This window comes from Ornithinimicrobium sp. CNJ-824 (assembly GCF_001942405.1).
In the GTDB taxonomy this organism is placed as follows: Bacteria; Actinomycetota; Actinomycetes; order Actinomycetales; family Dermatophilaceae; genus Ornithinicoccus; species Ornithinicoccus kibberensis.
Map to the genome: position 1 here is coordinate 99,449 of NZ_MKKA01000022.1, position 25,116 is coordinate 124,564.

Annotated in this window: 23 protein-coding genes and 2 pseudogenes; 8 read left to right on the plus strand and 17 right to left on the minus strand. The window is 73.5% G+C overall.

The annotated features are described in order from the left end of the window. Positions 1-75 precede the first annotated feature (75 nt). The 3 genes from BJF81_RS09395 to BJF81_RS09405 are packed head-to-tail and all read left to right on the plus strand — an operon-like array spanning position 76 to position 3,511. Entirely contained in the window at positions 76-1,701 is a 1,626-nt protein-coding gene (locus tag BJF81_RS09395; protein WP_075958198.1) for a circularly permuted type 2 ATP-grasp protein, read from the plus strand. Next, positions 1,695-2,672, plus strand: coding sequence for an alpha-E domain-containing protein (locus tag BJF81_RS09400; RefSeq protein ID WP_075958113.1), 978 nt, complete (start codon positions 1,695-1,697; stop codon positions 2,670-2,672). Before BJF81_RS09395 ends, BJF81_RS09400 begins: the two co-directional genes overlap by 7 nt. Then, the gene (locus BJF81_RS09405) at positions 2,672-3,511 is read left to right on the plus strand and encodes a transglutaminase family protein (RefSeq protein WP_075958199.1); all 840 of its coding nucleotides are present in this window, start codon (positions 2,672-2,674) and stop codon (positions 3,509-3,511) included. The genes BJF81_RS09400 and BJF81_RS09405 overlap by 1 nt, the downstream gene beginning before the upstream one ends. A 12-nt stretch (positions 3,512-3,523) precedes the next feature. Here the strand turns inward: BJF81_RS09405 and BJF81_RS09410 are convergent, their stop codons facing one another. The 3 genes from BJF81_RS09410 to BJF81_RS09420 are packed head-to-tail and all read right to left on the minus strand — an operon-like array spanning position 3,524 to position 5,683. Continuing rightward, complete coding sequence (locus BJF81_RS09410) at positions 3,524-4,330, minus strand: transglutaminase-like domain-containing protein (protein ID WP_075958114.1); 807 nt, start codon at positions 4,328-4,330, stop codon at positions 3,524-3,526. A gap of 13 nt (positions 4,331-4,343) precedes the next feature. Beyond that, the gene (locus BJF81_RS09415; RefSeq protein ID WP_075958200.1) at positions 4,344-5,021 is read right to left on the minus strand and encodes a TrmH family RNA methyltransferase; all 678 of its coding nucleotides are present in this window, start codon (positions 5,019-5,021) and stop codon (positions 4,344-4,346) included. Continuing rightward, positions 5,018-5,683, minus strand: coding sequence for a DedA family protein (locus tag BJF81_RS09420; protein ID WP_075958201.1), 666 nt, complete (start codon positions 5,681-5,683; stop codon positions 5,018-5,020). The genes BJF81_RS09415 and BJF81_RS09420 overlap by 4 nt, the downstream gene beginning before the upstream one ends. Positions 5,684-7,364: 1,681 nt before the next feature. Here BJF81_RS09420 and BJF81_RS21500 point away from each other — a divergent pair. Both BJF81_RS21500 and BJF81_RS09430 read left to right on the plus strand, forming a co-directional pair. Then, positions 7,365-7,484: a sunset domain-containing protein gene (locus tag BJF81_RS21500; RefSeq protein ID WP_446740552.1), complete on the plus strand. Its 120-nt coding sequence runs from the start codon at positions 7,365-7,367 to the stop codon at positions 7,482-7,484. Positions 7,485-8,074: 590 nt separating this feature from the next. After that, entirely contained in the window at positions 8,075-9,253 is a 1,179-nt protein-coding gene (locus tag BJF81_RS09430) for a C40 family peptidase (protein ID WP_075958116.1), read from the plus strand. Between the two features lie 111 nt (positions 9,254-9,364). Here BJF81_RS09430 and pyrE read toward each other — a convergent pair whose 3' ends face one another. The 3 genes from pyrE to BJF81_RS09445 are packed head-to-tail and all read right to left on the minus strand — an operon-like array spanning position 9,365 to position 12,043. Further along, positions 9,365-9,925, minus strand: a complete 561-nt coding sequence (gene pyrE / locus BJF81_RS09435; protein WP_075958117.1) for an orotate phosphoribosyltransferase — start codon at positions 9,923-9,925, stop codon at positions 9,365-9,367. A gap of 10 nt (positions 9,926-9,935) precedes the next feature. Beyond that, positions 9,936-11,261, minus strand: a complete 1,326-nt coding sequence (locus tag BJF81_RS09440; protein WP_075958118.1) for a hypothetical protein — start codon at positions 11,259-11,261, stop codon at positions 9,936-9,938. After that, positions 11,258-12,043, minus strand: a complete 786-nt coding sequence (locus tag BJF81_RS09445; protein WP_075958119.1) for an SDR family NAD(P)-dependent oxidoreductase — start codon at positions 12,041-12,043, stop codon at positions 11,258-11,260. Before BJF81_RS09445 ends, BJF81_RS09440 begins: the two co-directional genes overlap by 4 nt. A 73-nt stretch (positions 12,044-12,116) precedes the next feature. On the opposite strand from BJF81_RS09445, the gene BJF81_RS09450 reads away from it, so the two are divergent. Further along, positions 12,117-12,536: a hypothetical protein gene (locus tag BJF81_RS09450; protein WP_075958120.1), complete on the plus strand. Its 420-nt coding sequence runs from the start codon at positions 12,117-12,119 to the stop codon at positions 12,534-12,536. Positions 12,537-12,609: 73 nt separating this feature from the next. Continuing rightward, on the plus strand, positions 12,610-13,410 hold the full coding sequence (locus BJF81_RS09455) for an exodeoxyribonuclease III (RefSeq protein WP_075958121.1): 801 nt from the start codon (positions 12,610-12,612) through the stop codon (positions 13,408-13,410). Between the two features lie 183 nt (positions 13,411-13,593). On the opposite strand, the gene BJF81_RS09460 is transcribed toward BJF81_RS09455, so the two are convergent. The 11 genes and pseudogenes from BJF81_RS09460 to zupT form a co-directional block, all read right to left on the minus strand. After that, positions 13,594-14,859: an MFS transporter gene (locus BJF81_RS09460; RefSeq protein WP_237770152.1), complete on the minus strand. Its 1,266-nt coding sequence runs from the start codon at positions 14,857-14,859 to the stop codon at positions 13,594-13,596. Next, entirely contained in the window at positions 14,814-15,395 is a 582-nt protein-coding gene (locus BJF81_RS09465) for an HhH-GPD-type base excision DNA repair protein (RefSeq protein WP_075958122.1), read from the minus strand. The genes BJF81_RS09460 and BJF81_RS09465 overlap by 46 nt, the downstream gene beginning before the upstream one ends. 30 nt (positions 15,396-15,425) lie before the next feature. After that, the gene (gene pstB, locus BJF81_RS09470; RefSeq protein ID WP_075958123.1) at positions 15,426-16,205 is read right to left on the minus strand and encodes a phosphate ABC transporter ATP-binding protein PstB; all 780 of its coding nucleotides are present in this window, start codon (positions 16,203-16,205) and stop codon (positions 15,426-15,428) included. A gap of 21 nt (positions 16,206-16,226) precedes the next feature. Then, on the minus strand, positions 16,227-17,399 hold the full coding sequence (gene pstA, locus BJF81_RS09475; RefSeq protein WP_075958124.1) for a phosphate ABC transporter permease PstA: 1,173 nt from the start codon (positions 17,397-17,399) through the stop codon (positions 16,227-16,229). Further along, on the minus strand, positions 17,399-18,346 hold the full coding sequence (gene pstC / locus BJF81_RS09480) for a phosphate ABC transporter permease subunit PstC (RefSeq protein WP_075958125.1): 948 nt from the start codon (positions 18,344-18,346) through the stop codon (positions 17,399-17,401). Before pstC ends, pstA begins: the two co-directional genes overlap by 1 nt. A gap of 100 nt (positions 18,347-18,446) precedes the next feature. After that, complete coding sequence (locus BJF81_RS09485) at positions 18,447-19,328, minus strand: phosphate ABC transporter substrate-binding protein PstS (protein ID WP_237770153.1); 882 nt, start codon at positions 19,326-19,328, stop codon at positions 18,447-18,449. Positions 19,329-19,365: 37 nt separating this feature from the next. Further along, a complete protein-coding gene (locus BJF81_RS19555; RefSeq protein ID WP_237770154.1) occupies positions 19,366-19,581 on the minus strand; it encodes a hypothetical protein in 216 nt (71 codons plus the stop codon). Between the two features lie 230 nt (positions 19,582-19,811). After that, positions 19,812-20,294: an arsenate reductase ArsC gene (locus BJF81_RS17495; protein ID WP_237770155.1), complete on the minus strand. Its 483-nt coding sequence runs from the start codon at positions 20,292-20,294 to the stop codon at positions 19,812-19,814. Between the two features lie 158 nt (positions 20,295-20,452). Beyond that, positions 20,453-20,809: pseudogene (locus tag BJF81_RS17500) on the minus strand (arsenate-mycothiol transferase ArsC); the annotation flags it as partial. Between the two features lie 170 nt (positions 20,810-20,979). Continuing rightward, a complete protein-coding gene (gene clpB / locus BJF81_RS09500; protein ID WP_075958126.1) occupies positions 20,980-23,559 on the minus strand; it encodes an ATP-dependent chaperone ClpB in 2,580 nt (859 codons plus the stop codon). A 105-nt stretch (positions 23,560-23,664) separates the two neighbouring features. Next, positions 23,665-24,477, minus strand: coding sequence for a zinc transporter ZupT (zupT, locus tag BJF81_RS09505; protein ID WP_075958127.1), 813 nt, complete (start codon positions 24,475-24,477; stop codon positions 23,665-23,667). Positions 24,478-24,595: 118 nt separating this feature from the next. Here zupT and BJF81_RS09510 point away from each other — a divergent pair. Continuing rightward, positions 24,596-25,113, plus strand: a pseudogene (locus tag BJF81_RS09510) (O-acetyl-ADP-ribose deacetylase). Positions 25,114-25,116 lie beyond the last annotated feature (3 nt).

Below are 25,116 nucleotides of genomic sequence, written 5' to 3' on the forward strand. Positions count from 1 at the left end.
TCCACAGGAGCGGCCGGGGACGCCCGCGGGGTGAACGTCCCCGACAGGCCTGGCACCGACCACTAGGGTGTGCCCATGCCAGGCCCCTTCACCGACTACCCGACCAGGGCCGAGGTGTTCGACGAGACGGTGGGCCCCGAGGGGTCCGTGCGTCAGACCTACGAGCAGGTCGCCGAGCAGTTCGCCGCCCTGGGCGAGGACGACGTGCGCGCCCGCGCCGACTACGTGAGCACCAGCTACCACGACCAGGGCGTCACCTTCGACTACGAGGGCGAGGAACGGCCCTTCCCGCTGGACATCGTGCCGCGGATCATCGACGCCGCCACCTGGGCGCACGTCGAGGCCGGCGTCGCGCAGCGGGTCCGGGCGCTGGAGGCCTTCCTCGCCGACGTCTACGGGGCGATGCAGATCGTCACCGACCGGGTGCTGCCCCGCCACGTGGTGACCACCAGCTCGCACTACCACCGGGTCGCCTTCGGCATCCAGCCCGGCAACGGCGTGCGGGTGCACGTCTCGGGCATCGACCTCATCCGCGACGGGGAGGGCACCTTCCGGGTGCTCGAGGACAACGTGCGCATCCCCAGCGGGGTGTCCTACGTGCTGACCAACCGGGCCGCGATGACCTCGACCCTGCCCGAGATGGTCGGGACGCACCGGATCCGCCCGGTGGCCTCATACCCCTCGCGGCTGCTGCGCGCCCTGCGGGCCGCGGCCCCCAGCGGCGTCCAGGACCCCGAGGTGGTGGTGCTCACGCCCGGGCCCTACAACTCGGCCTACTTCGAGCACACCCTCCTGGCCCGGCTCATGGGCTGCCGGCTGGTCGAGGGCCGCGACCTGGTCGTGCAGGGCGGCCGGGTGATGATGCGCGACACCCAGGGCCTGCAGCCGGTGCACGTGATCTACCGACGGGTCGACGACGACTTCCTCGACCCGGTCGCCTTCCGCAACGACTCCGTGCTCGGCTGCCCCGGGCTGCTCAACGCCTCCCGCGCCGGCAACGTGACGATCGCCAACGCCGTGGGCAACGGGGTGGCCGACGACAAGCTGATGTACAGCTACGTCCCCGAGCTCATCCGCTACTACCTCGGCGAGGAGCCGCTGCTGCCCAACGTCGACACCTGGCGCCTGGAGGAGCCCGCCCACCGCGAGGAGGTGATGGACCGCCTCGACGAGCTCGTGCTCAAGCCGGTCGACGGCTCCGGCGGCAAGGGCATCGTCATCGGCCCGCAGGCCGACCGGGCCGAGCTGGACGCCCTGCGCGCCCGGGTGTCCGCCGACCCCCGCGGCTGGATCGCCCAGCCCGTGGTCCAGCTGTCCACCGTGGCCACCACCACCCCCGACGGCATGCGCCCCCGGCACGTGGACCTGCGGCCCTTCGCCATCAACGACGGCGAGAAGGTGTGGGTCCTGCCCGGCGGGCTGACGCGGGTGGCCCTCGGGGAGGGCGAGCTCATCGTCAACTCCAGCCGGGGCGGGGGGTCCAAGGACACCTGGGTCCTCTCCGGGGACGGCCGGCGCACCCGGGTCGAGCCCCGGCAGCGGCAGCGCCAGCTGCAGGTCTCGGCCGCCCCGCAGGTCGCCCTGGCCCGCTCCGAGGCCGAGCCCGCGGAGCAGGAGCAGCAGCAGCAGCAGGCCCGCCAGGGCGAGCAGGGAGCACCTGCCGGCCTGCGGCCGCCGGAGCAGGGAGGTATGCCGTGCTGAGCCGGATCGCGGAGTCGCTCTACTGGATCGGGCGCTACCTCGAGCGCGCCGAGGACACCTCCCGGCTGCTCGACGTGCACCTGACGCTGCTGCTCGAGGACCCCGTCCTCGACGAGGAGACCACCAGCCTGGTGCTCCTGCGGGTCATGGGCATCGACGACGAGGCCAGCCCGGACCACCAGACCGTGCTGCGGATGCTCGGCTGGGACGAGACCTCCCCGACCTCGATGGTGGCCGCCTTCCAGGGGGCCCGGGAGAGCGCGCGGCGCTCCCGGGAGACCGTCTCCCTGGAGATGTGGGAGGCCATCAACACGACGTGGAACATGATGCGCGGCAACCGGCTGCAGCACCTGCCCGCCCACCGGGCCTGCCAGCTGCTGCGGGAGCGGTGCGCGGTCGTCGTGGGCCTGGCCGACTCGACGATGAGCCACGACGAGGGCTGGCACTACATGATGCTGGGCCGGTCCCTGGAACGGGTCGACATGACCTCGCGGATCATCGAGTCCGCGGCCTACAACGCCGACTCCCCCTCGGCCTGGACGCAGACGCTGCGGGCGTGCGGCGCCCACCACGCCTTCATCCGCACCTACCGCGGGGCCGCCACCGACGCCCAGGCGGCCGAGTTCCTGCTCCTGGACCGGCTCTTCCCGCGGTCGTTGCTGGCCTCCCTGGAGCAGGCGCAGGAGGCCCTCGTGGCCCTCGAGACGCTGCCGCGGCGAGGGCGACGCCCCGACCCGGGCCTGCCGTCGCAGACCGGGCTCGGCGCCGTCCAGGGCCGGGCCGGGGAGGCCCACCGGATGCTGGGGCGCGCCCGCGCCGAGCTGGAGTACGGCTCCCTGGAGGAGATGATGCAGACCCTGCCCGAGCGGATGAGCCAGCTGCAGCGCACCTGCAGCCAGGTCAACGACGCCGTGTCCACGCACAACTTCGACGGCGCCGGCCAGGCCGTGTGGCGGGCGGGGGTGCGCTGATGCTGCTGCGCGTGGTGCACCGCACCGGGTACGAGTACGCCGGGACCGCCTCCCACTCCTTCAACGAGGCCCGGATGACCCCCCGGCAGACGCTGCACCAGCAGGTGCTGCACACCAAGGTCGACATCACGCCGGTGGCGTGGACCAACACCTACACCGACTACTGGGGCACCACCGTGACCCAGTTCGAGGTGCACGAGCCGCACCCGCGGCTCATGGTCGCCGCCTCCTCGACGGTCGACGTGCAGCGCCCCACCGTGGAGGGCCACGGCCTGGGCTGGGACGACATCCGGTCGGCGGAGGTCTTCGACGACCTCAGCGAGTACCTGCTCCAGTCGCCGTCGGTGGAGCCGCCGGAGGACCTGCGCGCGCGGGTCGCCGAGATCGCCGGCCGCAGCGCGACCCCGGGCGCCTGCGCCCGGGAGGTCGTCGCGATGGTCCACGAGGAGATGAGCTACGTCTCCGGCTCCACGGGGGTGCACACCCGGGCCGCGGAGGCGTGGTCGACCCGGTCCGGCGTCTGCCAGGACATGTCCAACCTGACGATCGGCTGCCTGCGCTCGGTCGGCATCCCGGCCTGCTACGTCAGCGGCTACCTGCTGCCCGTGCGCGAGCCGGAGGTGGGCCGGCCCTACACCGGCGAGTCGCACGCGTGGGTGCGCTGGTGGGACGGGGAGTGGGTCGGGATGGACCCGACCAACGCGATCCAGCCGGGCGAGCGGCACGTGGAGATCGGCCGCGGCCGGGAGTACGGCGACGTCCCTCCGCTGCGGGGCATCTACACCGGCACCAGGAGCAGCTCGATGTTCGTCGAGGTGGAGCTGACCGCGCTGCGCTGAACGACGGTGCGCTCAGCCGACCGCGACCGTCGAGCCGTGGTCGTCGACCGGCAGGTCCTCGCCCTCGACCACGGCGGTCACGGTGAGCCCGCCGAACGTCAGCCCGCCGGTGTGCACGGTGAGGAAGGAGGTCTCCGCGGCGTCCGCCCCCGTGCTGATCCGCACCAGGGAGGCCCGGGGCGCCAGGCGGGTGGGGTCGACGACGACCCACCGTCCTCCGACCGCCGCCTCGACCACCGCGTGGAAGTCCATCGGCGACAGGCCGGGCGCGTAGCAGGCCATGAGCCGGGCCGGGATCCCGCGGGCCCGGAGCAGGGCCATGGTCAGGTGGGCGTAGTCGCGGCACACCCCGCGCCGGGCCAGGTAGGTGTCGCTGGCGCCGTCGGTCACCCGCGAGGACCCGGGCACGTAGCGCAGGTGCTCGTGGACCCAGGTGGCCACGCGCAGCACGTCCTCCTCGTCGACGACCTCGCCGACCTCGGCCCGGGCCACCGACTCCAGCCGGTCGAGGTCGACGTAGCGGCTCGGCCGCACCCCCCTGACCCGGTCCAGCGGCGCGACCTCGCCGGCCGCACCCCCGTCGGTGACGGTGGCCGCATACTCCACCGACAGGTCGCCCGGCCCCACGTCGCGCAGCACGTGCCACCGGGTCCCCGTGGTGGGGTCGAGCACCTCCTGCACGTCGACCTCGTCCCCGTCCAGCGTGACGACCAGCCGTTCCTCCTCGCGGGCCACGCCGTCGGCCACGGCGACCCCCAGGGTGGCCTCGACGGGCGCGGTGACGGTGGCGGTCAGGGTGGAACTCACACGGCGGCGCATGCGCGCCAGTGTCTCAGGCCTCCGGCCCCCCGGACGACCCGGCGGCGTGCTGCAGCGCCCAGTGGTACATGACGACCGCGGCCGCCGCGCCGGCGTTCACCGAGCGGGTGGACCCGTACTGGGTGATGGCCAGCACGTCGGTGCACGCGGCGAGCGCCTCCGGCGACAGCCCCGGCCCCTCCTGGCCCAGCAGGAGCACGCAGTCGCGCGGGAGGGCATACCCCTCCAGCGGGACCGAGCCCGGGACGTTGTCCACGCCGAGCAGGGGAAGGCCGCGCCCGGCCGCCCAGCCGACCAGGGCGCCCACGTCGGGGTGGTGGTGCTCGTGCAGGTAGCGGTCGGTGACCATCGCCCCGCGCCGGTTCCAGCGGCGGCGGCCCACGATGTGGACCGCAGCCGCGTTGAAGGCGTTCGCGGTGCGCACGACCGAGCCGATGTTGAAGTCGTGCTCCCAGTTCTCGACGGCCACGTGGAAGCCGTGGCGGTGGGCGTCGAGGTCGGCGACGATGGCCTCGTGCCGCCAGTAGCGGTAGCGGTCGACGACGTTGCGCCGGTCCCCCTCGCGCAGGAGCTCGGGATCGAGGTGCGGGGGCAGGTCGCCCGACCCGTCGGTGGGCCAGGGGCCCTCCCACGGCCCGGCCCCGACCCGTGGGGCGGACCACGGGTCCCCGGGCCGGCCCGCGGAGGTCACGAGGGCGGCCCGGCCCGCCGGCTGCGGACCCGGGAGAGGACGAACCACACGACCGCCACGGCCACGGCGGCGAGGACCACCGCCTGGAAGGCCCCGGCGTAGCCCTCGACGAGGTGCCAGTTCTCCCCCAGCTGGAAGCCGGCCACGACGAACAGGCTGTTCCACAGCAGGCTGCCGGCCGTCGTCAGGGCGCAGAAGAGCGGGAGGGGCATGCGCTCGAGGCCGGCCGGCACCGAGATGAGGCTACGGAAGATCGGGACCATCCGGCCGAAGAAGACGGCCTTGGTGCCGTGCCGGGCGAACCAGGACTCGGTCCGGTCGAGGTCGCGCAGGTCGACCAGCGGCAGCCGTGTCCACAGCGCCCGGAACCGGGACCGGCCGAAGACCGCCCCGAGCGCGTAGAGCGCCAGGGCACCCAGGACGGACCCGGCCGTGGTCCACAGGATCACGCCGCCGAGGGTGAACGTGCCCTGGCTCGCGGTGAAGCCGGCCAGGGGGAGGATCACCTCGCTGGGCAACGGGGGGAAGAGGTTCTCGAGCGCGATGAGCAGGCCCGCCCCAGGCCCTCCGAGCGCTTCCATGACGTCCACGGCCCAGGCCGCCACCCCGGTGAGCCCGGTCGGTGCGTCCACGTCTCTCTCCTTGTCGGCGGCGGCGTCCATCGTCCCATCCGGCACGGCGTGGTCGCGCCGCGACGGGCGGCCGCAGCGACGCGCCCCGGCGCCGGTCATCCCTCGCCGGACCGGCACGTTCGCACTACGGTGGACGCAGCGCCGCAACTCCTGCGGGTGCCTCGGACGCGGCCGTCCCCGGTCGCCACAAGGAGGAACGCCACATGAACGACACCACCAAGTGGATCATGATCGCCCTGCTGCTGCTGCTCATCGCGGCGGCCGTGGTCGTGCTGCTGCGCTCGCCCGGCAAGGACCGCGACGGTGGCGCCGGGACGGTCGACGGGGCCGACGACGACCGCCGGACCGTCGACGAGGGGGCCGGGGACCGGGTGGGGACGGCTCCCGAGCGCGGCGTCTACGACCAGGAGGCCGACGACCGGGCGGCGGCGGGGGCCGCCCCCGTCGTCCGGGACGAGCGACCGGTCCAGGACGGGCCGGCGGAGCCGGTCGAGCCCTCCACCTACGACCGGCCGGTGTCCGAGGACCGGTCGGCGGCGGACGAGGACCGCGCCGGCGAGGCGCACCGGCCCGAGGACGGCGTCCCGGCGGTCGACGAGGGTTCCTCCCAGGAGCCGCCCGCCGCCGCGGTGGAGCAGGACGCGCCGTCGATGGGCCAGGACGTCACCTACGCCGAGGACATCGAGGCCACGACCGGCCCCGAGGCCGTCGCCGACCGGGACACCACCGGCGACGACGACATCACCGCCGAGCCCTACCAGCCGGCCGCAGGGGCCTTCGAGGGCGGGGAGCCGGGCACCTACACCGGCGAGACCTACCGCCCTGCCGGCACCGAGGACGCGCCGCCGCAGGCCGAGGCCCAGCAGCACCCCGCCGAGGAGCTCACGGCCGGGGAGACCGAGGGGTATGGCGGTCCCGCGCAGGTCGCGGACACCACCCCGGCAGCCGACGCGCCCCCGACCGCCGCGGCCGCCCCTGAGGCCGGGCAGCCTGCAGAGGGCTCCGGGGGCGGACTCCCGGCCGGCGACGACGACACGGGCCGCATGAGCGACGCGGCCCGCATCGGGGCGATGGGTGCGGCGGGCGCCGCTGGCGCCGCGGGCGCTGCGGGCGCTGCCGGCGCGGGCGCCACGTCGGCCCGGCCGCTGAGCGACGAGGAGGTCGCCGACGGAGCACGCCAGGAGCCGCTTCCGGTCGCCGACCAGGAGGACCCCGCGGGCACGACGACCCCCGCCGAGGAGGTCGCCCCGGACCAGTCCTCCGATCCTCGGGCCGCGGGTGGGACCGAGGACCGGCCGACCACGGATGAGTCCTACGACGCCCACCCGGCGGCCGAGGAGCAGGACTGGACCGGGGACCGGGCCACGCGGGAGACGGACGGGGCGACCACCCAGGAGCCGCTGACCGCCGACGAGGTCCTCGCCGCCTCCGAGGACGACGGTGTCCGTGGCGCGGGCCGGGACGTGGAGCCCACGACCGGCGCCGGCGCCGCCGCGCCCGGGGAGCGGGGTACACCACGACCGAGGACACCGGCGACGCCGTCACGCCGGAGCGGGAGCCGGCGCCGGAGCACGGGACCGAGGTCGACCACGGCGCCGCCGCAGCAGGGGCGCCGGTCTTCGCGGAGTCGGTCTACGGACCCGGGTCGGCCGATCCGCTCGAGGACGGCACGGGACCGGCGGGCTGGGAGATCAAGGGCAACGTGGGTTCGATGCTCTTCCACACCACCGACTCGCCCAGCTACGACGCCGTGCGCGCAGAGGTCTGGTTCGAGAGCGAGCAGGCGGCCCGCGACGCCGGGTTCGCGCACTGGGACCGCCGGCGCCGCTGAGACCCGGGGGAGCGCCCCCGGCACCCGAGGCCCCGTCGACCACCACGTCGGCGGGGCCTCGTCGTGCTCGGACCTCACCCTTCCCGGGCCGCTGCGGACCCCACGACGCACGGCACGTCACACCAGCACCGTGACGTCTGCGGCTGCCGGAAACGGCTGTGACGGGCGTGAAATGACACCGCCGGAAAGTCACACCGTTGTGATATCCGCAGTGACCTGCGACGTCGTCCGCGCCATGTGACCAACATCACCTAGTTACACACTTGTAGTTCCGCATGGGATCACACTCACGCAGGTCACGGAGGGTTGACCGGGCCCGGAAACAGTTGTTCACTGCCAAGTGCTCGCCCCCTCGAGTGGTCCTGTCCCCGTCCCAGATGGATGCTCTATGTCGACGCGCACGCGCAGCCTGTCCCGCACGCTGATCGCTGTCACCGCCGCGACCGCCCCGGTCGTCGCTCTGGCACCCACCGCCCAGGCGGCACCGCGCCCCAGGTGCCCCGCACGCCCCTCCCCCCGGCGCTGCCCACCACCCCGCTGCCCACGGTTCCGCTCACCCCGTCGACGGACGACCACACCACCGTCACCCGGTGGGTCAGCGTCCCGGTGGCCACGTCCGTTCCGGGCCGAGCCTGAGCAACGGCGTGGTGACGACCAAGACCCTGGGGACCCGCGTGAGCGGCACCCTGACCTCGAACGGGTGGCTGCGCATCAGCAGCACGCAGTACATGCACCCGTCGGTCCTCACCAGCACCGACCCGGCCCCCTCGTCCAGCTCCTCGTCGGTGACCATGTACATGGCCGCCGCGATCGGCAACGTCCGTTCCGGGCCCGGCCTCGGCTACCCGGTGGTCACCACGATGCGGCAGGGCGCCGAGGTCCGCGGGACCTGGACCAACGGCTGGCTGAACCTGGGCAACGGCCGCTTCGTCAGCGGCACCATCCTGACCTCGCAGGGCCCGGCCGACGACGAGCCCGAGTCCTCGACGCAGGTGACCCGCTGGGTCACGGTGTCGGCGAACGTCCGCTCCGGCCCCTCCACCTCGTACTCGATCGTCGGGTCCCGCAGCGCGGGCGCGGAGGTCCGGGGCACCCTGACCTCCAACGGCTGGCTGCGGATCAACAGCTCGGAGTTCATGTCCCCCGGCGTGCTCACCGACCGTGAGCCCGGCGGCGGCGCCACCGCCCCGGCCGAGACCGTCACCCAGTACGTCACCGCCTCGATCGGCAACGTGCGCTCCGGTCCTGGGCTGAACTACTCGGTCGTCACCACGATGCGGCAGGGCACCGAGGTGCGCGGCAGCTGGACCAACGGCTGGCTGAACCTCGGCGGCGGCCGCTACATCAGCGGCACCATCCTGTCCTCGACCAACCCGGTCGCCGCGGCACCTGCGCCGGCGCCGGCTCCCGCCCCAGCTCCCACCACCCCGATCCGGGAGGCGCTGATGGAGACGGCCGAGAAGTACGTGGGCTCCCCCTACGTGCTCTACGGCACCCCGCCCGGCGCCTTCGACTGCTCGTCCTACACCTGGTGGGTCTACCAGCAGAACGGCATCAACATCCCCCGGACCGTCCGTGACCAGCGCACCGTGGTCACCCCGGTGACCGACCCCCAGCCGGGCGACCTGGTGTTCTACAACAACTGGTACCACGTGGGCATCTACGCCGGGAACGGCATGGTCTACGAGGCGAACAACCCCTCCACGGGCGTGATCTACCACAAGATGTGGGACTACGACGTCTGGTACGGCCGGGTCCCCGGCGTGTGAGCCTCGCTCTCCCGCGCCACGGCAGGGCCCCTGCACCCGGGGAAGGTGCAGGGGCCCTGCCGGCTGTCCCCTGACCCGTCCCTCCGTCGGACGAGTCGGCGGGGCGACGGGTCAGCCTCGGTCGACACCCCCGGCGAGCCCCAGGTCGGCCAGCCCGTAGGCGGCCCGGTAGTCCAGGCCGGCCTCCTGCAGCCGCTCACGCGCACCGCTGGCCCGGTCGACGATGACGGCGACGGCGACCACCTGTGCACCCGCCTCCCGGCAGGCCTCGACGGCCGTGAGCGGCGACCCTCCGGTCGTCGAGGTGTCCTCCACCACGAGCACCCGCCGACCCCGGACCGAGGGGCCCTCGATGCGCTGCTGGAGACCGTGGGTCTTCTCGCTCTTGCGCACGACGAAGGCGTCCAGGCGTCGCCCCCGCCCGCGCGCCGCGTGCAGCATGGCGGTCGCCACCGGGTCGGCCCCCATGGTCAGCCCACCGACCGCGTCCAGATCCAGGTCGTCCACCAGGTCCAGCATGACCTCGCCGACGAGCGGGGCCGCCTCGCCGTGCAGGGTCACCCGCCGCAGGTCGACGTAGTAGTCGGCCTCCGCGCCTGAGGAGAGGGTGACCCGGCCGTGCACCACGGCCAGGTCGGTGATCAGCTGCAGCAGACGGTCCCGGGATGTCATGGCGACGACCCTACCGACGCTCCACCGCCAGCAGCACCAGCGCCGCGGTCCAGGCCAGGGGCGCCACCGCGGCCGGCGACCCGTCGTGCAGCACCTTCTCGGGCAGGGCCTCCGTGGCGGTCCGGTGCCTGTCCAACCAGTCCAGCCACCGGTCGGCCTCCTCGTGGCGCCCGGCCTCCCGCGCGGCGAGCGCCTGGAGCGCGGTCTGCGGGGTCCAGGAGACGCGGTCCCGCCGCCAGCCCGCCCCGGGGGCCACCCCGCCGGCCGGGCGTGCCTGGGCCCGCTGCGCCCGCAGGCGGGCCGCCTCGGCACCGGGAACCGGCTCGTCCAGGAAGGGCGGGAGCAGGAAGGTGACGGCCGCGTCCGGCCGGCCCCCGGCATACCGGGGGTAGTGCGGGCCGAACTCGTCCACGACCCGGCGGCGCAGGTCGGCCGCCGCGGGAGCGCGGTCTCCCGGGTCCACGCCCGCCGACGCCCAGGCGGCGTCCGGCACCCGCCCGTCCCGCTCGAGGGCGGCGGCGGCCTCCAGGCCCATGAGGGCCGTCGCGGCCACGCCGAGGGTCAGCTCGTCCTCCGGGCGTTCCCAGTAGTCGGGCGACGGACGGGGCAGGCCGGTGGCCGGGTCGATCCGGTGCAGCAGCCGGGCCGCCGACCGGGCGACCAGGTCGCCCACCAGCACGGAGGGGTCCGGCTGACCCGGCCCGGCCGTCCACTCCTCGACGAGGACCCGGGTGGCCCACAACGCCCAGCCGGGCCCGTCCTCCTGGGCGGGCCGCCCGTCGGGCACCTCGCCGGACCCGTCGGGGAGGTAGCGCGCCTGGAAGGAGCCGTCCGGCCCCTGCAGCTCCTGCAGGTGGAGCAGCACGGACAGGGCCTCGGCGTGGTGACCGGTGCGGGCGAGGGCAGCCGCGGCGAACGAGGCGTCCCGGGGCCAGACGAACCGCCACGCCGGGGAGGCCCCCGCGAGGACGGCACCGGGGGCGGCGCCCTGCGGCCCGGTGAGGGTATGCAGGTCGCGCAGCGCCGCGCGCGCCATGTCCCCGTGCGGATGGTCGGGCGGGGGCAGCAGACCGTCGGCCAGGTGCGCCTGGTCGCCGGCCGCCCGGGCGGCCAGCAGGGTGACCTCCAGCCAGCGGTCCTCGGGCGCACCGGTCAGGGGGAGCCACTCCCCGGCCCCGGCCCCGACCGGGACCGCCACGAGGGCGCCGCGGACGTCCCGCACCACGCCCTCCTGGTGCAGCGGCAGCTGGCGGTGGGCCTCCTGCCAGGCGAGGGCTCCACCGCCTCCCAGGAGCAGGGCGAGCCCGGCGGAGACCAGCCGGCGGCGCCTCCTCACGCGGGCGGTCGGACCCCGCGCCGGCGGTCGGCCAGCGCCCCGGCGACCCGCCGGGTGAGGACGCGGGGCACCACCCGGAGCACCCCGACCACGCCCTTGTAGGTCAGCGAGGGCACCGAGACCACCCGGCCGCGGGCCACGTCGTCGAGGGCGGCGCGGACCACGTCGGGCGCCTCCAGCCACAGGGCGTCGGGCAGCCGGGACATGTTCATCTGCGCCCGCTGGTGGAACTCGGTGCGCACGAACCCCGGGCAGACCGCGGTGACCGTGACCCCGTGCGGGGCCAGCTCGGTGGCCAGCGCCTCGGACAGGACGGTGACGTAGGACTTGATGGCCGAGTAGTGGCCCATGACGGCGAACGAGGCCACCGACGAGACGTTGAGGATGGCGCCCCTCCGCCGCGCGCGCATCGCGCCACCGGCGGCGTGGGAGAGGACCATGACGGCCCGGACCATGACGTCGACGGCCCGTTCCTCCTCCGCCAGGTCGCCCCGGACGAACCCGCGGCGCGAGCCGAAGCCGGCGTTGTTGACGAGCAGGTCGACCGGCCGGTCGGGGTCGGCCAGCCGGGCGGCCACCCGGTGCAGCTGCTCCCGGTGGGCCAGGTCGGCGACGAGGACCTCCACCCCGACCCCGTGCTGCGTCCGTAGGTCCTCCGCGGCGGCCTCCAGCCGAGCCTGGTCGCGGGCCACGAGGACCACGTCGTGCCCGCGGCCGGCCAGCTGCCGGGCGAACTCCAGCCCGAGGCCGGACGAGGCCCCCGTCACCAGTGCCGTTCCCATGGTCCACCAGCGTAGGTGAGGAGGTCCGGGCGGACGCGCCCCGCCCGCCGGCCGCCCGGGCTAGGCTCGGGCCGTGCCCCGTCCCGCCTTCGAGCTCGAGCTGCTGGTCCCCGGTGCTCCCGAGGAGGTGTGGGCGCGACTGTGGGCCCTGGGACGGCATACCGAGGCGGTCCCCCTGACCGTGGTGAGGGGCCCGGCCCTGCGGGCGGGGTCCTCGTTCGTGGCCCGCACGGCCGTCGGCCCGGTCGGCTTCGACGACGTCATGGAGGTCAGGGCCTGGGACCCGCCCCACCGTGCCGTGGTCGCCAAGGTCGGGCGGGTGCTGGGCGGGTCGATCGAGGCGCGCCTGGTGGCCGACCCCGCCGGGACCCGGTTGCTCTGGCGCCAGGAGGTGGCCGCCACGGGGGTGCCCGACGTGCTGGCGAGGCTGGTCGTCCCGGCCGTCCGGGCCGGTTACCGCAGGGCCCTGCGGCAGATCACGGCACCGCGCTGAACCCGGTGCCCACCTCCGGGAGGGCGGGAGCGGGCCGTGCGGCCGGCGTCGGAACGGGATCTAGGGTGGGTCCGTGCGCATCGCGACCTGGAACTGCAACTCGATCCGCTCCCGCGTCGACCGGGCGGTGGCCTTCCTCGAGCGGCACGACGTCGACGTCCTGGCGCTGCAGGAGACCAAGTGCAAGGACGAGCAGTTCCCGCTGCTGCCCTTCGAGGCGGCCGGCTACGAGGTGGCCCACGTCGGGCACAACCAGTGGAACGGCGTGGCCGTCGTCTCCCGCGTGGGGCTGCAGGACGTGCAGGTCGGTTTCGAGGGGATGCCGACGTGGGGGGACGGGGAGGCCGCGGCCACCGAGGCCCGCGCGATCTCCGCGGTGGCCGGAGGGGTGCGGGTGTGGTCGCTGTACGTGCCCAACGGCCGCAGCCTGGACGACCCGCACCTGCTCTACAAGCTCGACTGGCTGGCCGCCCTGCGGGAGGCCGGGACGGGCTGGCTCGCCGCCGACCCGCAGGCGCAGATCGCGCTCATGGGCGACTGGAACATCGCGCCCACCGACGAGGACGTCTGGTCCGTGGAGCACTACCTGGGCCGGACGCACACCTCGGACGCCGAGCGGGCGGCCTTCTCGGCGGTCGTCGACGCCGGCTACTCGGACGTGGTCCGTCCGCACGCGCCGGGGCCGGGCACCTACACCTACTGGGACTACACCCAGTTGGCCTTCCCCAAGCGGCGGGGCATGCGGATCGACTTCTGCCTGGCCTCCCCGGCCCTGGCGGGTCGCGTCGGGGGTGCCTTCATCGACCGCGAGGAGCGCAAGGGCAAGGGTGCGAGCGACCACGCGCCGGTGGTCGTCGACCTGACAGACGCGTGAGGACACGGAGCGCAGCGCAGCGAGCACCGGCCCGGAACGCGTCGCGGAAGGTCGACAGAAGCTCGACCTGACAGACGCGTGAGGACACGGAGCGCAGCGCAGCGAGCACCGGCCCGGAACGCGTCGCGGAAGGTCGACAGAAGCTCGACCTGACAGAAGCTCGACCTGACGGACGCGTGAGGGTCAGCGCCGGCGGGTGCCCAGCAGCGCCAGGGGCAGGGTGAGCAGGCAGATGACCGCGGTCAGACCCATCCCGGTGCCGAACCCGGCACCCACCGCGACCCACCCGACGAGGAGGGCGCCGCTGGCGGTCCCGGTGTCGAAACCGGCGTTCCACACGGCGCTGGCCGCACCCACCCGTCGGGGGCCGGCCGCGGCGAAGGCCTGGAGCATGGTGAGGTTCTGCAGCGCCCCGTAGCTGACCCCGACGAGCGCGGTGGCCACCACCCAGGGCAGCACCTGGGCGACCTGGACCGGCTCGCGCACCAGCAGGGCGACACCGCCCAGGGAGACGGCCGCCAGCAGCACGAACGGCCACACCAGCCGGTCGATCGGCACGCGGTCGCTCAGGCCCCCGATCCGCCACCGGGTCAGGGACGTGGCCAGGCCCATGGCGAACAGGCCCAACGCCCCCAGCCAGGGCACCGCGACCAGCTGCGGCGCGAACGTGATGACCGCACCGCCGGCCAGGGTCACCGCCAGCAGCACGAACGTCGGGGGCAGCAGGGCCAGGTAGGTCCGCGCCCCGGCGGGGGCACCGACCACCTCGGGGTGGCGCGGGTCGTGGGTCGAGCGGACCGGCAGGTGCCGGGCCAGCACGACCGCCGCCGGCACCCCGACCAGGGGCAGCGCCCCGATCCAGAAGGCCGGCGCGAACCCGGCCGCCTGGGACACCCAGCCACCCAGGGGCATGAGCAGCACGTTCGGCACCGACAGCGAGAGCGAGTAGGCCCCCACCGCGGCACCCCGGCGCGCGCCGTCGACGAGGAGCACCGCCGCCGCACTTCCCGCGACGGTCAGCACGCCGAACCCGACGCCGCGGACGGCCGAGAGCAGCAGCGTGTAGAGCAGGTCGCCGGAGAGCAGGTGCAGCACCGAGGGCAGGCCGAGCAGGGTCAGCCCGCCGCCGACGACCCGGCCCCACCCCCACCGGCCGATCGCCGGTGGGACGGCGAACTGGGTGGCCACGGTCGAGCCGAGCAGGACGAAGTTGACCAGACCGGCCCCGGCGCTGTCCGAGCCCGACTCGACGACCCACAGGGGCGCGACGGGAAGGAGCACGGCATACCCGGAGAAGCCGGTGAACGCGACGACGGCGAGGGCGACCATCCCGGGGACCGACCAGATGGAGGCCGGGGCCGCGGGTCCGTCGGGGACGGGGACCTGGCTGGAACGGGGCCCGGTCACCCGCGCCCGGCCCGGGCGGCGGCCTTCTTCTCCTTCTTCCATGCCCGCACCTGCTCCAGCGACCCGGGGTCGGTGACGTCGGCGATGGACATGTGCACGCCGTCGCGCCCGTAGTCGCCGGCGGCCTCACGCCAGCCCTCGGCGGCCAGGCCGCGCTGCTTGCCGAGCAGGGCCAGGAAGATGCGCGCCTTCTGGTCGCCGAAGCCAGGCAGCTTCTTCAGCCGCCGCAGGATCTCGCGCCCGTCGGGGTTCCCCTCGGTCCAGATGGCGGCCGCGTCACCGCCGTGGTCCTGCACGACGGCGGTGGCCAGGTCGTGCACCCGCTGGCCCATCGACCGCGGGAAGCGGTGCACCGCAGGCGGGGTCGAGCAGAGCGCGACGAACTCCTCGGGGTCGGTGGCCGAGACCGTGGCCGGGTCGATCGAGCCCAGCCGCTCCACGATCTTGCGGGGGCCGTCGAAGGCCACCTCCATGGGGATCTGCTGGTCGAGCAGCATCCCGGTGAGCAGGGCGAAGGGGTGCTCGGTGAGGATCCGGTCGGCCTCGGGGTCGCCGACGAGGGAGAGGGTCTGACTCATGGGCCGATGGTATGCCGTCCCCGGCACCGGTCAGCCGAAACGGCCGGAGATGTAGTCCTCGGTCGCCTTCTCCCTGGGGTTGTTGAAGATCGTCTGGGTGCTGTCGTACTCGACGAGCTCCCCCGGCTGGCCGGTGGCCTTGAGGTTGAAGAAACCGGTCTTGTCCGAGACGCGGGCCGCCTGCTGCATGTTGTGCGTGACGATGACGACGGTGTAGTCGGTCTTGAGGTCGCTGATGAGGTCCTCGATGGCCAGGGTCGAGATCGGGTCCAGGGCCGAGCAGGGCTCGTCCATGAGGATGACCTCGGGCTGGATGGCGATGGCCCGGGCGATGCACAGCCGCTGCTGCTGGCCGCCCGAGAGGCCCGCACCGGGCTTGTCCAGGCGGTCCTTCACCTCGTTCCACAGGTTGGCCCCGCGCAGGGCCCGCTCGGCGAGCTCGTCGGCGGCCTTGCCGGACATCCGCTTGGAGTTCAGCCGCACCCCGGCGAGGACGTTCTCCTTGATCGACATCGTGGGGAAGGGGTTGGGACGCTGGAAGACCATGCCCACCTGCCGCCGCACGTCGACCGGGTCGACCCCCTTGGCGTAGAGGTTCTGCCCGTCGATGAGCACCTCCCCGTCCACCCGCGCCCCGGGGATGACCTCGTGCATCCGGTTGAGGGTGCGCAGGAAGGTCGACTTGCCGCAGCCGGAGGGGCCGATGAAGGCGGTCACCGAGCGGGGCTCGATGGTCATCGTGACGTCCTTCACGGCGTGGAAGTCGCCGTAGTAGATGTCGAGGTCGTTGACGTCGATTCGCTTGGACAAGGGGTGTTCTCTCTTCCGGGGTCAGCGGCCGGACTTGGGCGCGAACAGCTTCGCGATGAGTCGGGCCAGCAGGTTGAGCGCGACGACGATGAGGACGAGCAGGAGGGCGGCCGCCCAGGCCCGCTCCAGGCTGGGGTCGCGCACCGCCGGGCTCAACGGCTTGGTGAACATGAAGTAGGCGTAGACCGCGAGGGTGTTCATCGGGCCCTCGAGCGGGTTCCAGTTGAGTCCGCGGGCGTACCCGATCGCCACGAGCAGCGGGGCGGTCTCCCCGATGACGCGGGCGATGGCCAGGGTGATCCCCGAGGCGAGGCCGGAGGCCGCCGTCGGCAGGACGACCTTGGCGATCGTGCGCCACTTGGGCACCCCCAGGGCCAGCGACGCCTCGCGCAGCTCGTTGGGCACGATCCGCAGCATCTCCTCGCTGTTGCGGACCACCGTCGGGATCATCAGCACCGACAGCGCGACGGCCCCGGCCAGCCCCATCTTGGCGTCGCGGATGCCGAAGATCTGGGTGAAGAGGGCGAACGCGAACAGGCCCGCCACGATCGAGGGGATGCCCGTCATCACGTCGACGAAGAAGCGGATGCTCTTCGAGAGGCGGTTGCCCCCTCCGTACTCCACCAGGTAGATCGCGGTGAACATGCCGATCGGCACCGAGATCAGGGTGGCCATCCCGGTGATGATGAGCGTGCCCATGATGGCGTGGTAGGCGCCGCCCACGAAGTCCGCCTCGCCCGAGGCGTAGCGCTGGTCGTTCAGGCCGGTGACGCCGTTCATCGTCTGGTTGAGGAAGTCCGGGTCGAAGGCCCGACCCGCCCCCTGCGCCACGACCGTCCACAGGAGGGACACCAGCGGCAGGATGGCGAGCGCGAACGCGAAGTAGACCAGGGCCCTGACGAGGTGGTCCTTGGCCACCCGTTCCCCGCCCAGGCGCAGGTACACGACATACAGCACGACCAGGTAGCCCACGAAGGCGAGGGCCACGGCCGCGGCCACGTGGAGGTCCAGCAGCTGCCACAGCGCCAGCCCCACGAGGACGAACGCCACGGCCAGCATCCAGGCCGGCCGGGTGCTCGCCGGCCGCACGGTCGAAGCCACGATCCCCGGGACGTCGTCCAGGCGGGAGTGGTGCAGGTCGTCCGGGGTCCGCGGGTCCCGGTCGGCGGGGCGCCGGTCGGTGGGTGCGCTCATCAGTTGGCTCCGGAGAACTCGGCCCGACGGTCCACGATCCACCGGGCGAACAGGTTGACGGCCAGGGTGATGACGAAGAGGACCAGGCCGGCGGCGATCAGCTCGGACAGGCGCAGCCCGGCGGCCTCGGGGAAGTTGAGGGCGATCTCGGCCGGGATGGTGTTGTTGCCCGACCCGATGAGGTTCCAGGTGAAGATCCCCGGCGAGAGGATGATCGCCACGGCCATCGTCTCCCCCAGCGCGCGACCGAGCCCGAGCATCGTGCCGCCGATGACCCCCGGCATCCCGAAGGGCAGCACCGCGGTGCGGATCATCTCCCACTTGGTGGCCCCCAGGGCCAGGGCGGCCTCCTCGTGGAGGGAGGGGGTCTGCAGGAAGACCTCGCGGGAGACGGCCGTGATGATGGGCAGGATCATCACGGCCAGGACGATCGAGGCGGTCATCAGCGTCCGGCCCGAGGTGGAGGCGTCGGCGAACAGGGGGATGAAGCCGAGGTTCTGCTCGAGCCACTCGTAGAGAGGGACGAGCCGGGGGGCGAACACCGACATGCCCCACATGCCGAAGACCACCGAGGGGACGGCGGCCAGCAGGTCGATGACGAAGCCGATGCTCTGTCCGAGCCGGCGCGGGGCGTAGTGCGAGACGAACAGGGCGATCCCGACCGCCACCGGCGTGGCGAGCACCATGGCGACCAGGGACGCCACCACCGTGCCGACGACGAGGGGCCACACGTAGCCGGCGAAGCCGGCACCGCCGGAGACCTCGTCCGCCGGTGCGGTGAGGGCGGGCAGGGCCTCGATGAGCAGGAAGACGGCCACCCCCGCCAGCGTGAGCAGGATGATGGTGGCCGAGCCGATCGAGGCCGAGCTGAAGAACAGGTCACCGGGTCTGCGGACCGGCTTGGCGGACGACGGCTGCCGTCGCGCCGGTGTCGGAGTGGCGGTCATCTCTGCATCCTTCGACGGGGTCGATAGATCCTACGGCGTGCAAGGACCGGCGGTCGTCGTCCCCCTCGACGACCGCCGGTCCTGCCTGGAGCGGTGTGCGTCAGCCGCCCTGGATGGTGTCGATCAGCTCGAGGGCGCGCTCGCGCGTGGACTCGGAGATCGGGGCCGAGCCGGCCGCCTCGGCGGCGGTGGCCTGGCCGTCCTCGGAGACGACGTAGGCGAGGAAGTCCTTGACCAGGTTCGCCCGCTCCGCGTCGTCGTAGGCCGAGCAGGCGACGTGGTAGGAGACCAGCACGATCGGGTAGGCGCCCGACTCCGTGGTGTCCCGGGCCAGCTCCAGGGCCATGTCGCCCTCGACACCGGTGTCGGCCGGCTCGGAGGCGTCCACGACCTTGGCCGCGGCCTCGGGCGAGAAGTCCACGAACTCGTCGCCGACCCCCACCGCGGCGGCCTGGCCCGTGACGACGGAGGCGTCGGCATACCCGATGGTGCCCTCGTTGTCGTTGATCACCTGGATGACGCCGGTGTTCTGCGCGGCGGCCTCCCCCTGGACGGGCCAGGCGGCGTCGGCCTCGTGCGGCCAGGAGTCGGGAGCGGCGGCCGAGAGGTACTCCATGAAGTTCTCGGTCGTGCCCGAGTCGTCCGAGCGGTGCACCACGGTGATCTCGGTGTCCGGCAGCTCGGCGTCGGGGTTGTCCTCGGCGATGGCCGGGTCGTTCCAGACGGTGATGTCCTGGTTCATGATCTGGGCCAGGGTGTCGGGCTTGAGCTGCAGCCCGTCGACGCCGGGAAGGTTGTAGGGCACCGCCACCGGGGAGATGTAGACCGGGATGTGGTACGCGCCGCCGTCGCCACAGGTGTCGACGACCGCCGCGCGCTCCTCCTCGTCCAGGTAGGCGTCGGACCCGATGAAGTCGGAGGCGCCCGCGATGAGGTTCTCCCGGCCGGCGCCGGACCCGACCGAGTTGTACTGCACGGTCACGTCGGGCTGGACGCCTGGTAGCCCGCGATCCAGGCCGTCATGGCCGCCTCCTGCGAGGAGCGCCGGAGGCGAGGACGTCACCGGAGAGCTCGCCACCGGCGGCCTCGTCCGAGCCGCTCTCGGCGGACTCCTCCTCGGCGGCCGTGTCCTCCGACCCGCCGTCCGCGGTGGGCGAGTCGTCGCCGCACGCGGCGAGGGTCAGGGTGGTGGCCATCGCGATGGCGACGGTGGGCACGAGACGACGGATCTTCACAGGAAGGAACCTCTCCGAGCAGTGGATGGGGGTGGCACGCCCCTCCGCGGTGCGGTGACGGGCGTCCGGGCGGCGTTGCCAACAGCTGGAACGCTAAGGACGGCACGTGACTCGATGGTCGGAGTTGGGTGAACCGCTGGTGAACGGGCGGACAATCTCCGGTGGACGACGCTGGCCGGGCCGAGGCGCCGCCCGCCGGGCCGTCCCATCCCCCCGGCCCGGACACGCTCCTAGTGCCCGAGGCGGCCGGACCGTGCCCCCAGGATCTCCTGGAGGAGGTCCTCGACCCGGCCCTGGACGTCGGCCGCGATCTCGCGGACCCGTTCGATCCCGGCCCCCGCCGGATCCGTCACCGGCCAGTCCTCGTAGCGTCGTCCGGGGAAGTAGGGGCACTCGTCGCCGCATCCCATCGTGACGATGACGTCCGAGGCCTGCAGCACGTCCGTCGTGAGCGGCTTGGGGAAGGCGTCCGTGAGCTCGATACCCCGTTCCTGGAGCACCTGCCGAACGAGGGGGTTGACCTGGCCGGTCGGTCGGGACCCGGCGGACCGCACCCTGACCCGGCCGCCGGAGTGGTGGCGGGCCATCGCCGCCGCCATCTGGGACCGGCCCGCGTTGTGCACGCAGACGAAGAGCAGCTCCGGCAGTGCCTTGGCGGAGCGTCCCTCGACCACGGCCCGGGCCTCCAGCTGCTCCTTGGCGAACCGTTCCACGAAGACGGGCAGGTAGGCCGGGACCCTCGACGCCCGGCCAGGGAGGCGTGGGCCTGCCGGACGGCCGACCGCACCTCGGACTCGGTGAAGACCCCCTCGAACCTCGAGGCCATCTCGGCGACCAGCAGGCGGTACCGCTGCCCGCTCCCGGGCGTCTGGCCGGTCAGCTCCAGGGCGAGGTCCGCCACCCGGTCGCTGATGTCGTCACGCACCAGGCGCATCCGTGCCAGCCCCTCGACCCCGCGCCCGGAGGGCTCGTCGACGACCCAGGTGTCGACGGCCGCCCTCATGCCCTCGACCGGCTCGACGTGCGCCTCGGTCCCCAGGACGATCACCCGGTCGGCCCGGGCGAGCAGGGCCGGGTCGACCCCGGCGGGGACGGCACCGCCCATGTCCGCGCCGACCTCCGACACCGCCTCGGCGGAGAGGACGTTGACGCTCTCCTTGGGGTGGGTGCCGGCCGAGTGCACCTCGACGGCGTCGCCGGCGACCTGCCTCATGAGGGCCTCGGCCATCTGGGACTTGCCCGCGTTGCTCCGGCACACGAACAGGACGACTGGAACGGGCACGAGGCACCTCCACGGGGGAAACCGTGTATCGATGATTGTCGATACACGGCGAACGCTACCGGGTGCCGTCGCCGGCCGTCCACCGCCCGTGCCGATCGTGGCCGGGACGGCCCGGGTCAGCGAAGGTCCAGGCCCTCTCCGTCGGCCGCCACGTCCACGGTGACCTCCTGCCCGTCGCGGACCTCCCCCGAGAGCAGCCCGCGGGCGAGGCGGTCGCCGATCTCGGTCTGCACGAGCCGGCGCAGCGGGCGGGCGCCGTAGGCGGGGTCCCAGCCCCGCTCGGCCAGCCACTGCGCGGCCGCGTCGGTGACGTCGAGGGTGATCCGACGGTCGGCCAGGCGGCGGGTGAGCTGCTCGACCTGCAGCCCCACGATCGTGGCCAGCTCCTCCCGGCTGAGCGCGTCGAAGAGCACGACCTCGTCGAGCCGGTTGAGGAACTCCGGCTTGAACGCGGACCGGACCGTGGCCATGACCTGCTCGCGCTTGGTCTGCTCGTCGGTGGTCTGGTCGACGAGGAACTGGCTGCCGAGGTTGGAGGTCATGACGAGGATGACGTTGCGGAAGTCGACCGTGCGTCCCTGCCCGTCGGTCAGGCGGCCGTCGTCGAGCACCTGGAGCAGGATGTCGAAGGTCTCCGGGTGGGCCTTCTCCACCTCGTCGAGCAGCACCACCGAGTAGGGGCGGCGACGGACCGCCTCGGTGAGCTGGCCACCCTCCTCGTAGCCGACGTAGCCGGGCGGGGAGCCGACCAGGCGGGCGACGGCGTGACGCTCGGAGTACTCCGACATGTCGATCCGGACCATGGCCCGCTCGTCGTCGAAGAGGAAGTCGGCCAGGGCCTTGGCCAGCTCGGTCTTGCCGACACCGGTCGGGCCGAGGAACAGGAACGACCCGGTCGGCCGGTCGGGGTCGGAGATCCCGGCCCTCGCCCGGCGGACGGCGTCGGAGACGGCGCGGACGGCGGCCCGCTGGCCGATGAGCCGGCGGCCGATGACGTCCTCCATACGGAGGAGCTTCTCGGTCTCGCCCTCGAGGAGGCGGCCGGCGGGGATGCCGGTCCACATCGAGATGACGTCGGCGATGTCGTCGGCGCCCACCTCGTCCTTGACCATCGGTGCCTCGGTGGAGGTCGAGCCACGGGCCTCCTCCTCCTGGGCCGCGACCAGCTCGGCCTCTGCGGCCGGGATGTCCCCGTAGAGCAGCCGGGACGCCGCGGCGTAGTCACCCTCGCGCTGCAGGCGGTCGGCCTGGGTGCGCAGCTCGTCCAGCCGCGCCTTGAGCTCGCCGACCCGGTTGAGGCCGGACTTCTCCGCCTCCCACCGGGCGGTCAGCGCCGCCAGCTGCTCCTTCTTGTCGGCCAGGTCGGCCCGCAGCCGGCGGAGCCGTTCGGCGGACCCGTCGTCGTCGGCCTCCTCGGCGGCTTTCTTGACGTGCATTTCCTCCATCGTGAGGCGGTCCACCTGGCGCTGGAGCTCGTCGATCTCCACCGGCGAGGAGTCGATCTCCATCCGCAGCCGGCTGGCGGCCTCGTCGACCAGGTCGATCGCCTTGTCGGGCAGCTGGCGCCCGGAGATGTAGCGGTCGCTGAGGGCGGCGGCCGCGACGAGGGCGGGATCGGAGATGGCCACCTTGTGGTGGGCCTCGTAGCGCTCCTTCAGCCCGCGCAGGATCGCGATGGTGTCCTCCACGCTGGGCTCGCCGACGAAGACCTGCTGGAAGCGGCGTTCGAGGGCGGGGTCCTTCTCGATGTTCTCGCGGTACTCGTCGAGCGTGGTGGCGCCCACCATCCGCAGCTCGCCACGGGCCAGCAGCGGCTTGAGCATGTTGCCGGCGTCCATCGAGGAGTCGCCGGAGGCGCCGGCGCCGACGACGGTGTGCAGCTCGTCGATGAAGGTGACGACCCGCCCCTCGCTGGCCTTGATCTCCCCCAGGACGGCCTTGAGCCGCTCCTCGAACTCGCCGCGGTACTTCGCCCCGGCGACCATGGCGCTCAGGTCCAGGGAGATCAGCGTCTTGTCGCGCAGCGACTCGGGGACGTCGCCGGCCACGATGCGCTGGGCCAGGCCCTCCACCACGGCCGTCTTGCCGACGCCCGGCTCGCCGATGAGGACCGGGTTGTTCTTGGTGCGCCGGGACAGCACCTGGACCACCCGGCGGATCTCGGCGTCCCGGCCGATGACCGGGTCGAGCTTGCCCTCACGGGCCATGGCGGTCAGGTCGGTGCCGTACTTGCCGAGCGCGTCGAAGGTCGCCTCGGGATCCGCGGAGTCGACCTTCTTGCCGCCCCGCAGGGCCGGGATGCGCTCCTCGATGGCGGCCGCGTCGAGCACGGCGAACTGGCCGGTGCGGGCCAGCGCCAGAAGCAGGTGGTCGGTGGAGACGAAGTCGTCCCCCATCCGGCCCATGAGCTCCTGGGCCTCCTTGACGACGCCGTGCATCGCCCGGGACAGTCCGGGGTTGCCCATGGTGGACCCCGACGCGGTGGGGAGGCCGCCCAGCACACCCTCGGCCGCCTGGGCGGCCATCGCGGCGGAGGAGCCGGTGGCCTCGAGCAGGGGGCCGGTCGTGGTCTCGCCCTGCTGGGCGAGCGCGCGGAGCAGGTGTGCGGGCTCCACCTGGGCGCGGCCGGCCGCGGCGGCGTCGCGCACGGCGGTGGACAGGGCCTCCTGGGCCTTGGTGGTCAGGGACAGATCCATGGGTTGCCTACCTCACGGTCGATCGGGCAAGGGACTCTGCACAGGACAACATGCCCGAAGTTGAGCCTATTCCGCTCAAGTTCGGCGACGACGGGGGGCAGCGGCTCAGCCGACCGGTGGGGCGAGCAGCTGCAGGCTCAGCGCCATGACGACCGCCCCGAGGAAGAAGCCGACCAGCGACTGGCTGTAGTGGGTCTCGTAGCGTCGCGCGGCCGGCAGCAGCTCCATGAAGCTCACCGCGAGCATCATCCCGGCCACCAGCGCCAGCGACAGCACGAGCCACTCCTCGGGCAGCACCGCGCGCAGCAGCACGAAGCCCACGACGGCACCGACCGGCTCGGCCAGCCCGGACACCGTCGCCCAGAACAGGGCGGTGCCGCGGCTGCGGGTGGCGGCGTAGATGGGGGCCGCGACGGCCACGCCCTCGGGCACGTTGTGGATGGCGATGGCGGTGGCCAGGGCGATGCCGCCGCTGGGCCGCTCGAGGGTGGAGATGAACGTGGCCAGGCCCTCCGGCAGGTTGTGCAGCGCGACCACCGCCGCGAGCAGCACGCCGCTGCGCAGCAGCCGCCCGTCCAGCTCCCCCCTGGCCACCCGGAGGGCCTCGTCGCCGCCGGCCAGCTCGGCCGGGTTCACCTCGTGCGGGATCGCCTTGTCGATGAGCACGACCGCGACCGCACCGACGGCCATCGCCCCACCGACCCAGAGGAGGTTCCGGCCGAAGCCCACCACCTCGCGTAGCGACACCGCCGCGGCCGGGGCGATCTCGACCACCGAGATGGTGATCATCAGCCCGGCCGCGAAGGCGAGGGAGGCCGCCAGCCACGGCCGTCGGAGCACCTGCTCCCGCGTCCCCAGCCAGCCGCCCACGACGGTGGACAGGCCGGCCAGCAGGGTGACGACGAAGGCGAGCGCCACGTCATACCTCCCGCGTCGGTGGATGCCCGTCCCGGGAGCCGTCGAGGGCGCGTCGGGACCCGTGTGCCGATTGTGCCGCAGGGCTGCTGATGGCCCCCGTCAGGGGCAGGATGGGGGGATGGAGATCACGTGCGTGCAGGGTGACATCACCGCCCAACGGGTGGACGCGGTCGTCAACGCCGCCAACTCGAGCCTGCTCGGGGGCGGCGGGGTGGACGGGGCGATCCACCGCGCGGCCGGACCGTCCCTGCTGGCCCAGTGCCGGCAGGTGCGGGCGACGTGTGGCCCGACGGCCTCCCCGTCGGCGAGGCGGTGGCGACCGGGGCCGGGGACCTGCCGGCCCGCTGGGTGATCCACACCGTGGGGCCGAACCGGCACGCCGGGCAGACCGACCCGGCCCTGCTGACCTCCTGCTTCGTCCGCAGCCTCGAGGTCGCCGGCGAGGTGGGCGCCCGGACGGTGGCCTTCCCGGCGGTCAGCGCGGGGGTCTACGGGTGGGACGCGGACGAGGTCGCGGACGTCGCCGTGGCCGCGGTCCGGAAGCACGGTCCGGCCGTCCCCGGGCTGGAGGAGGTGCGGTTCGTCCTGCTGGGCGAGCCCCTGCTCGGCGAGTTCCGTCGGGCCCTCGGCGACTGAGCA

Bases quoted from the DNA above. Each gene is read 5' to 3' on its own strand.
- BJF81_RS09395 (WP_075958198.1), top strand. From the start codon at position 76: ATGCCAGGCCCCTTCACCGACTACCCGACCAGGGCCGAGGTGTTCGAC.
- BJF81_RS09405 (WP_075958199.1), top strand. From the start codon at position 2,672: ATGCTGCTGCGCGTGGTGCACCGCACCGGGTACGAGTACGCCGGGACC.
- BJF81_RS09410 (WP_075958114.1), bottom strand. From the start codon at position 4,330: ATGCGCCGCCGTGTGAGTTCCACCCTGACCGCCACCGTCACCGCGCCC.
- BJF81_RS09420 (WP_075958201.1), bottom strand. From the start codon at position 5,683: ATGGACGCCGCCGCCGACAAGGAGAGAGACGTGGACGCACCGACCGGG.
- BJF81_RS21500 (WP_446740552.1), top strand. From the start codon at position 7,365: ATGCTCTTCCACACCACCGACTCGCCCAGCTACGACGCCGTGCGCGCA.
- pyrE (WP_075958117.1), bottom strand. From the start codon at position 9,925: ATGACATCCCGGGACCGTCTGCTGCAGCTGATCACCGACCTGGCCGTG.
- BJF81_RS09445 (WP_075958119.1), bottom strand. From the start codon at position 12,043: ATGGGAACGGCACTGGTGACGGGGGCCTCGTCCGGCCTCGGGCTGGAG.
- BJF81_RS09460 (WP_237770152.1), bottom strand. From the start codon at position 14,859: ATGGAAGAAGGAGAAGAAGGCCGCCGCCCGGGCCGGGCGCGGGTGACC.
- BJF81_RS09465 (WP_075958122.1), bottom strand. From the start codon at position 15,395: ATGAGTCAGACCCTCTCCCTCGTCGGCGACCCCGAGGCCGACCGGATC.
- pstA (WP_075958124.1), bottom strand. From the start codon at position 17,399: ATGAGCGCACCCACCGACCGGCGCCCCGCCGACCGGGACCCGCGGACC.
- pstC (WP_075958125.1), bottom strand. From the start codon at position 18,346: ATGACCGCCACTCCGACACCGGCGCGACGGCAGCCGTCGTCCGCCAAG.
- clpB (WP_075958126.1), bottom strand. From the start codon at position 23,559: ATGGATCTGTCCCTGACCACCAAGGCCCAGGAGGCCCTGTCCACCGCC.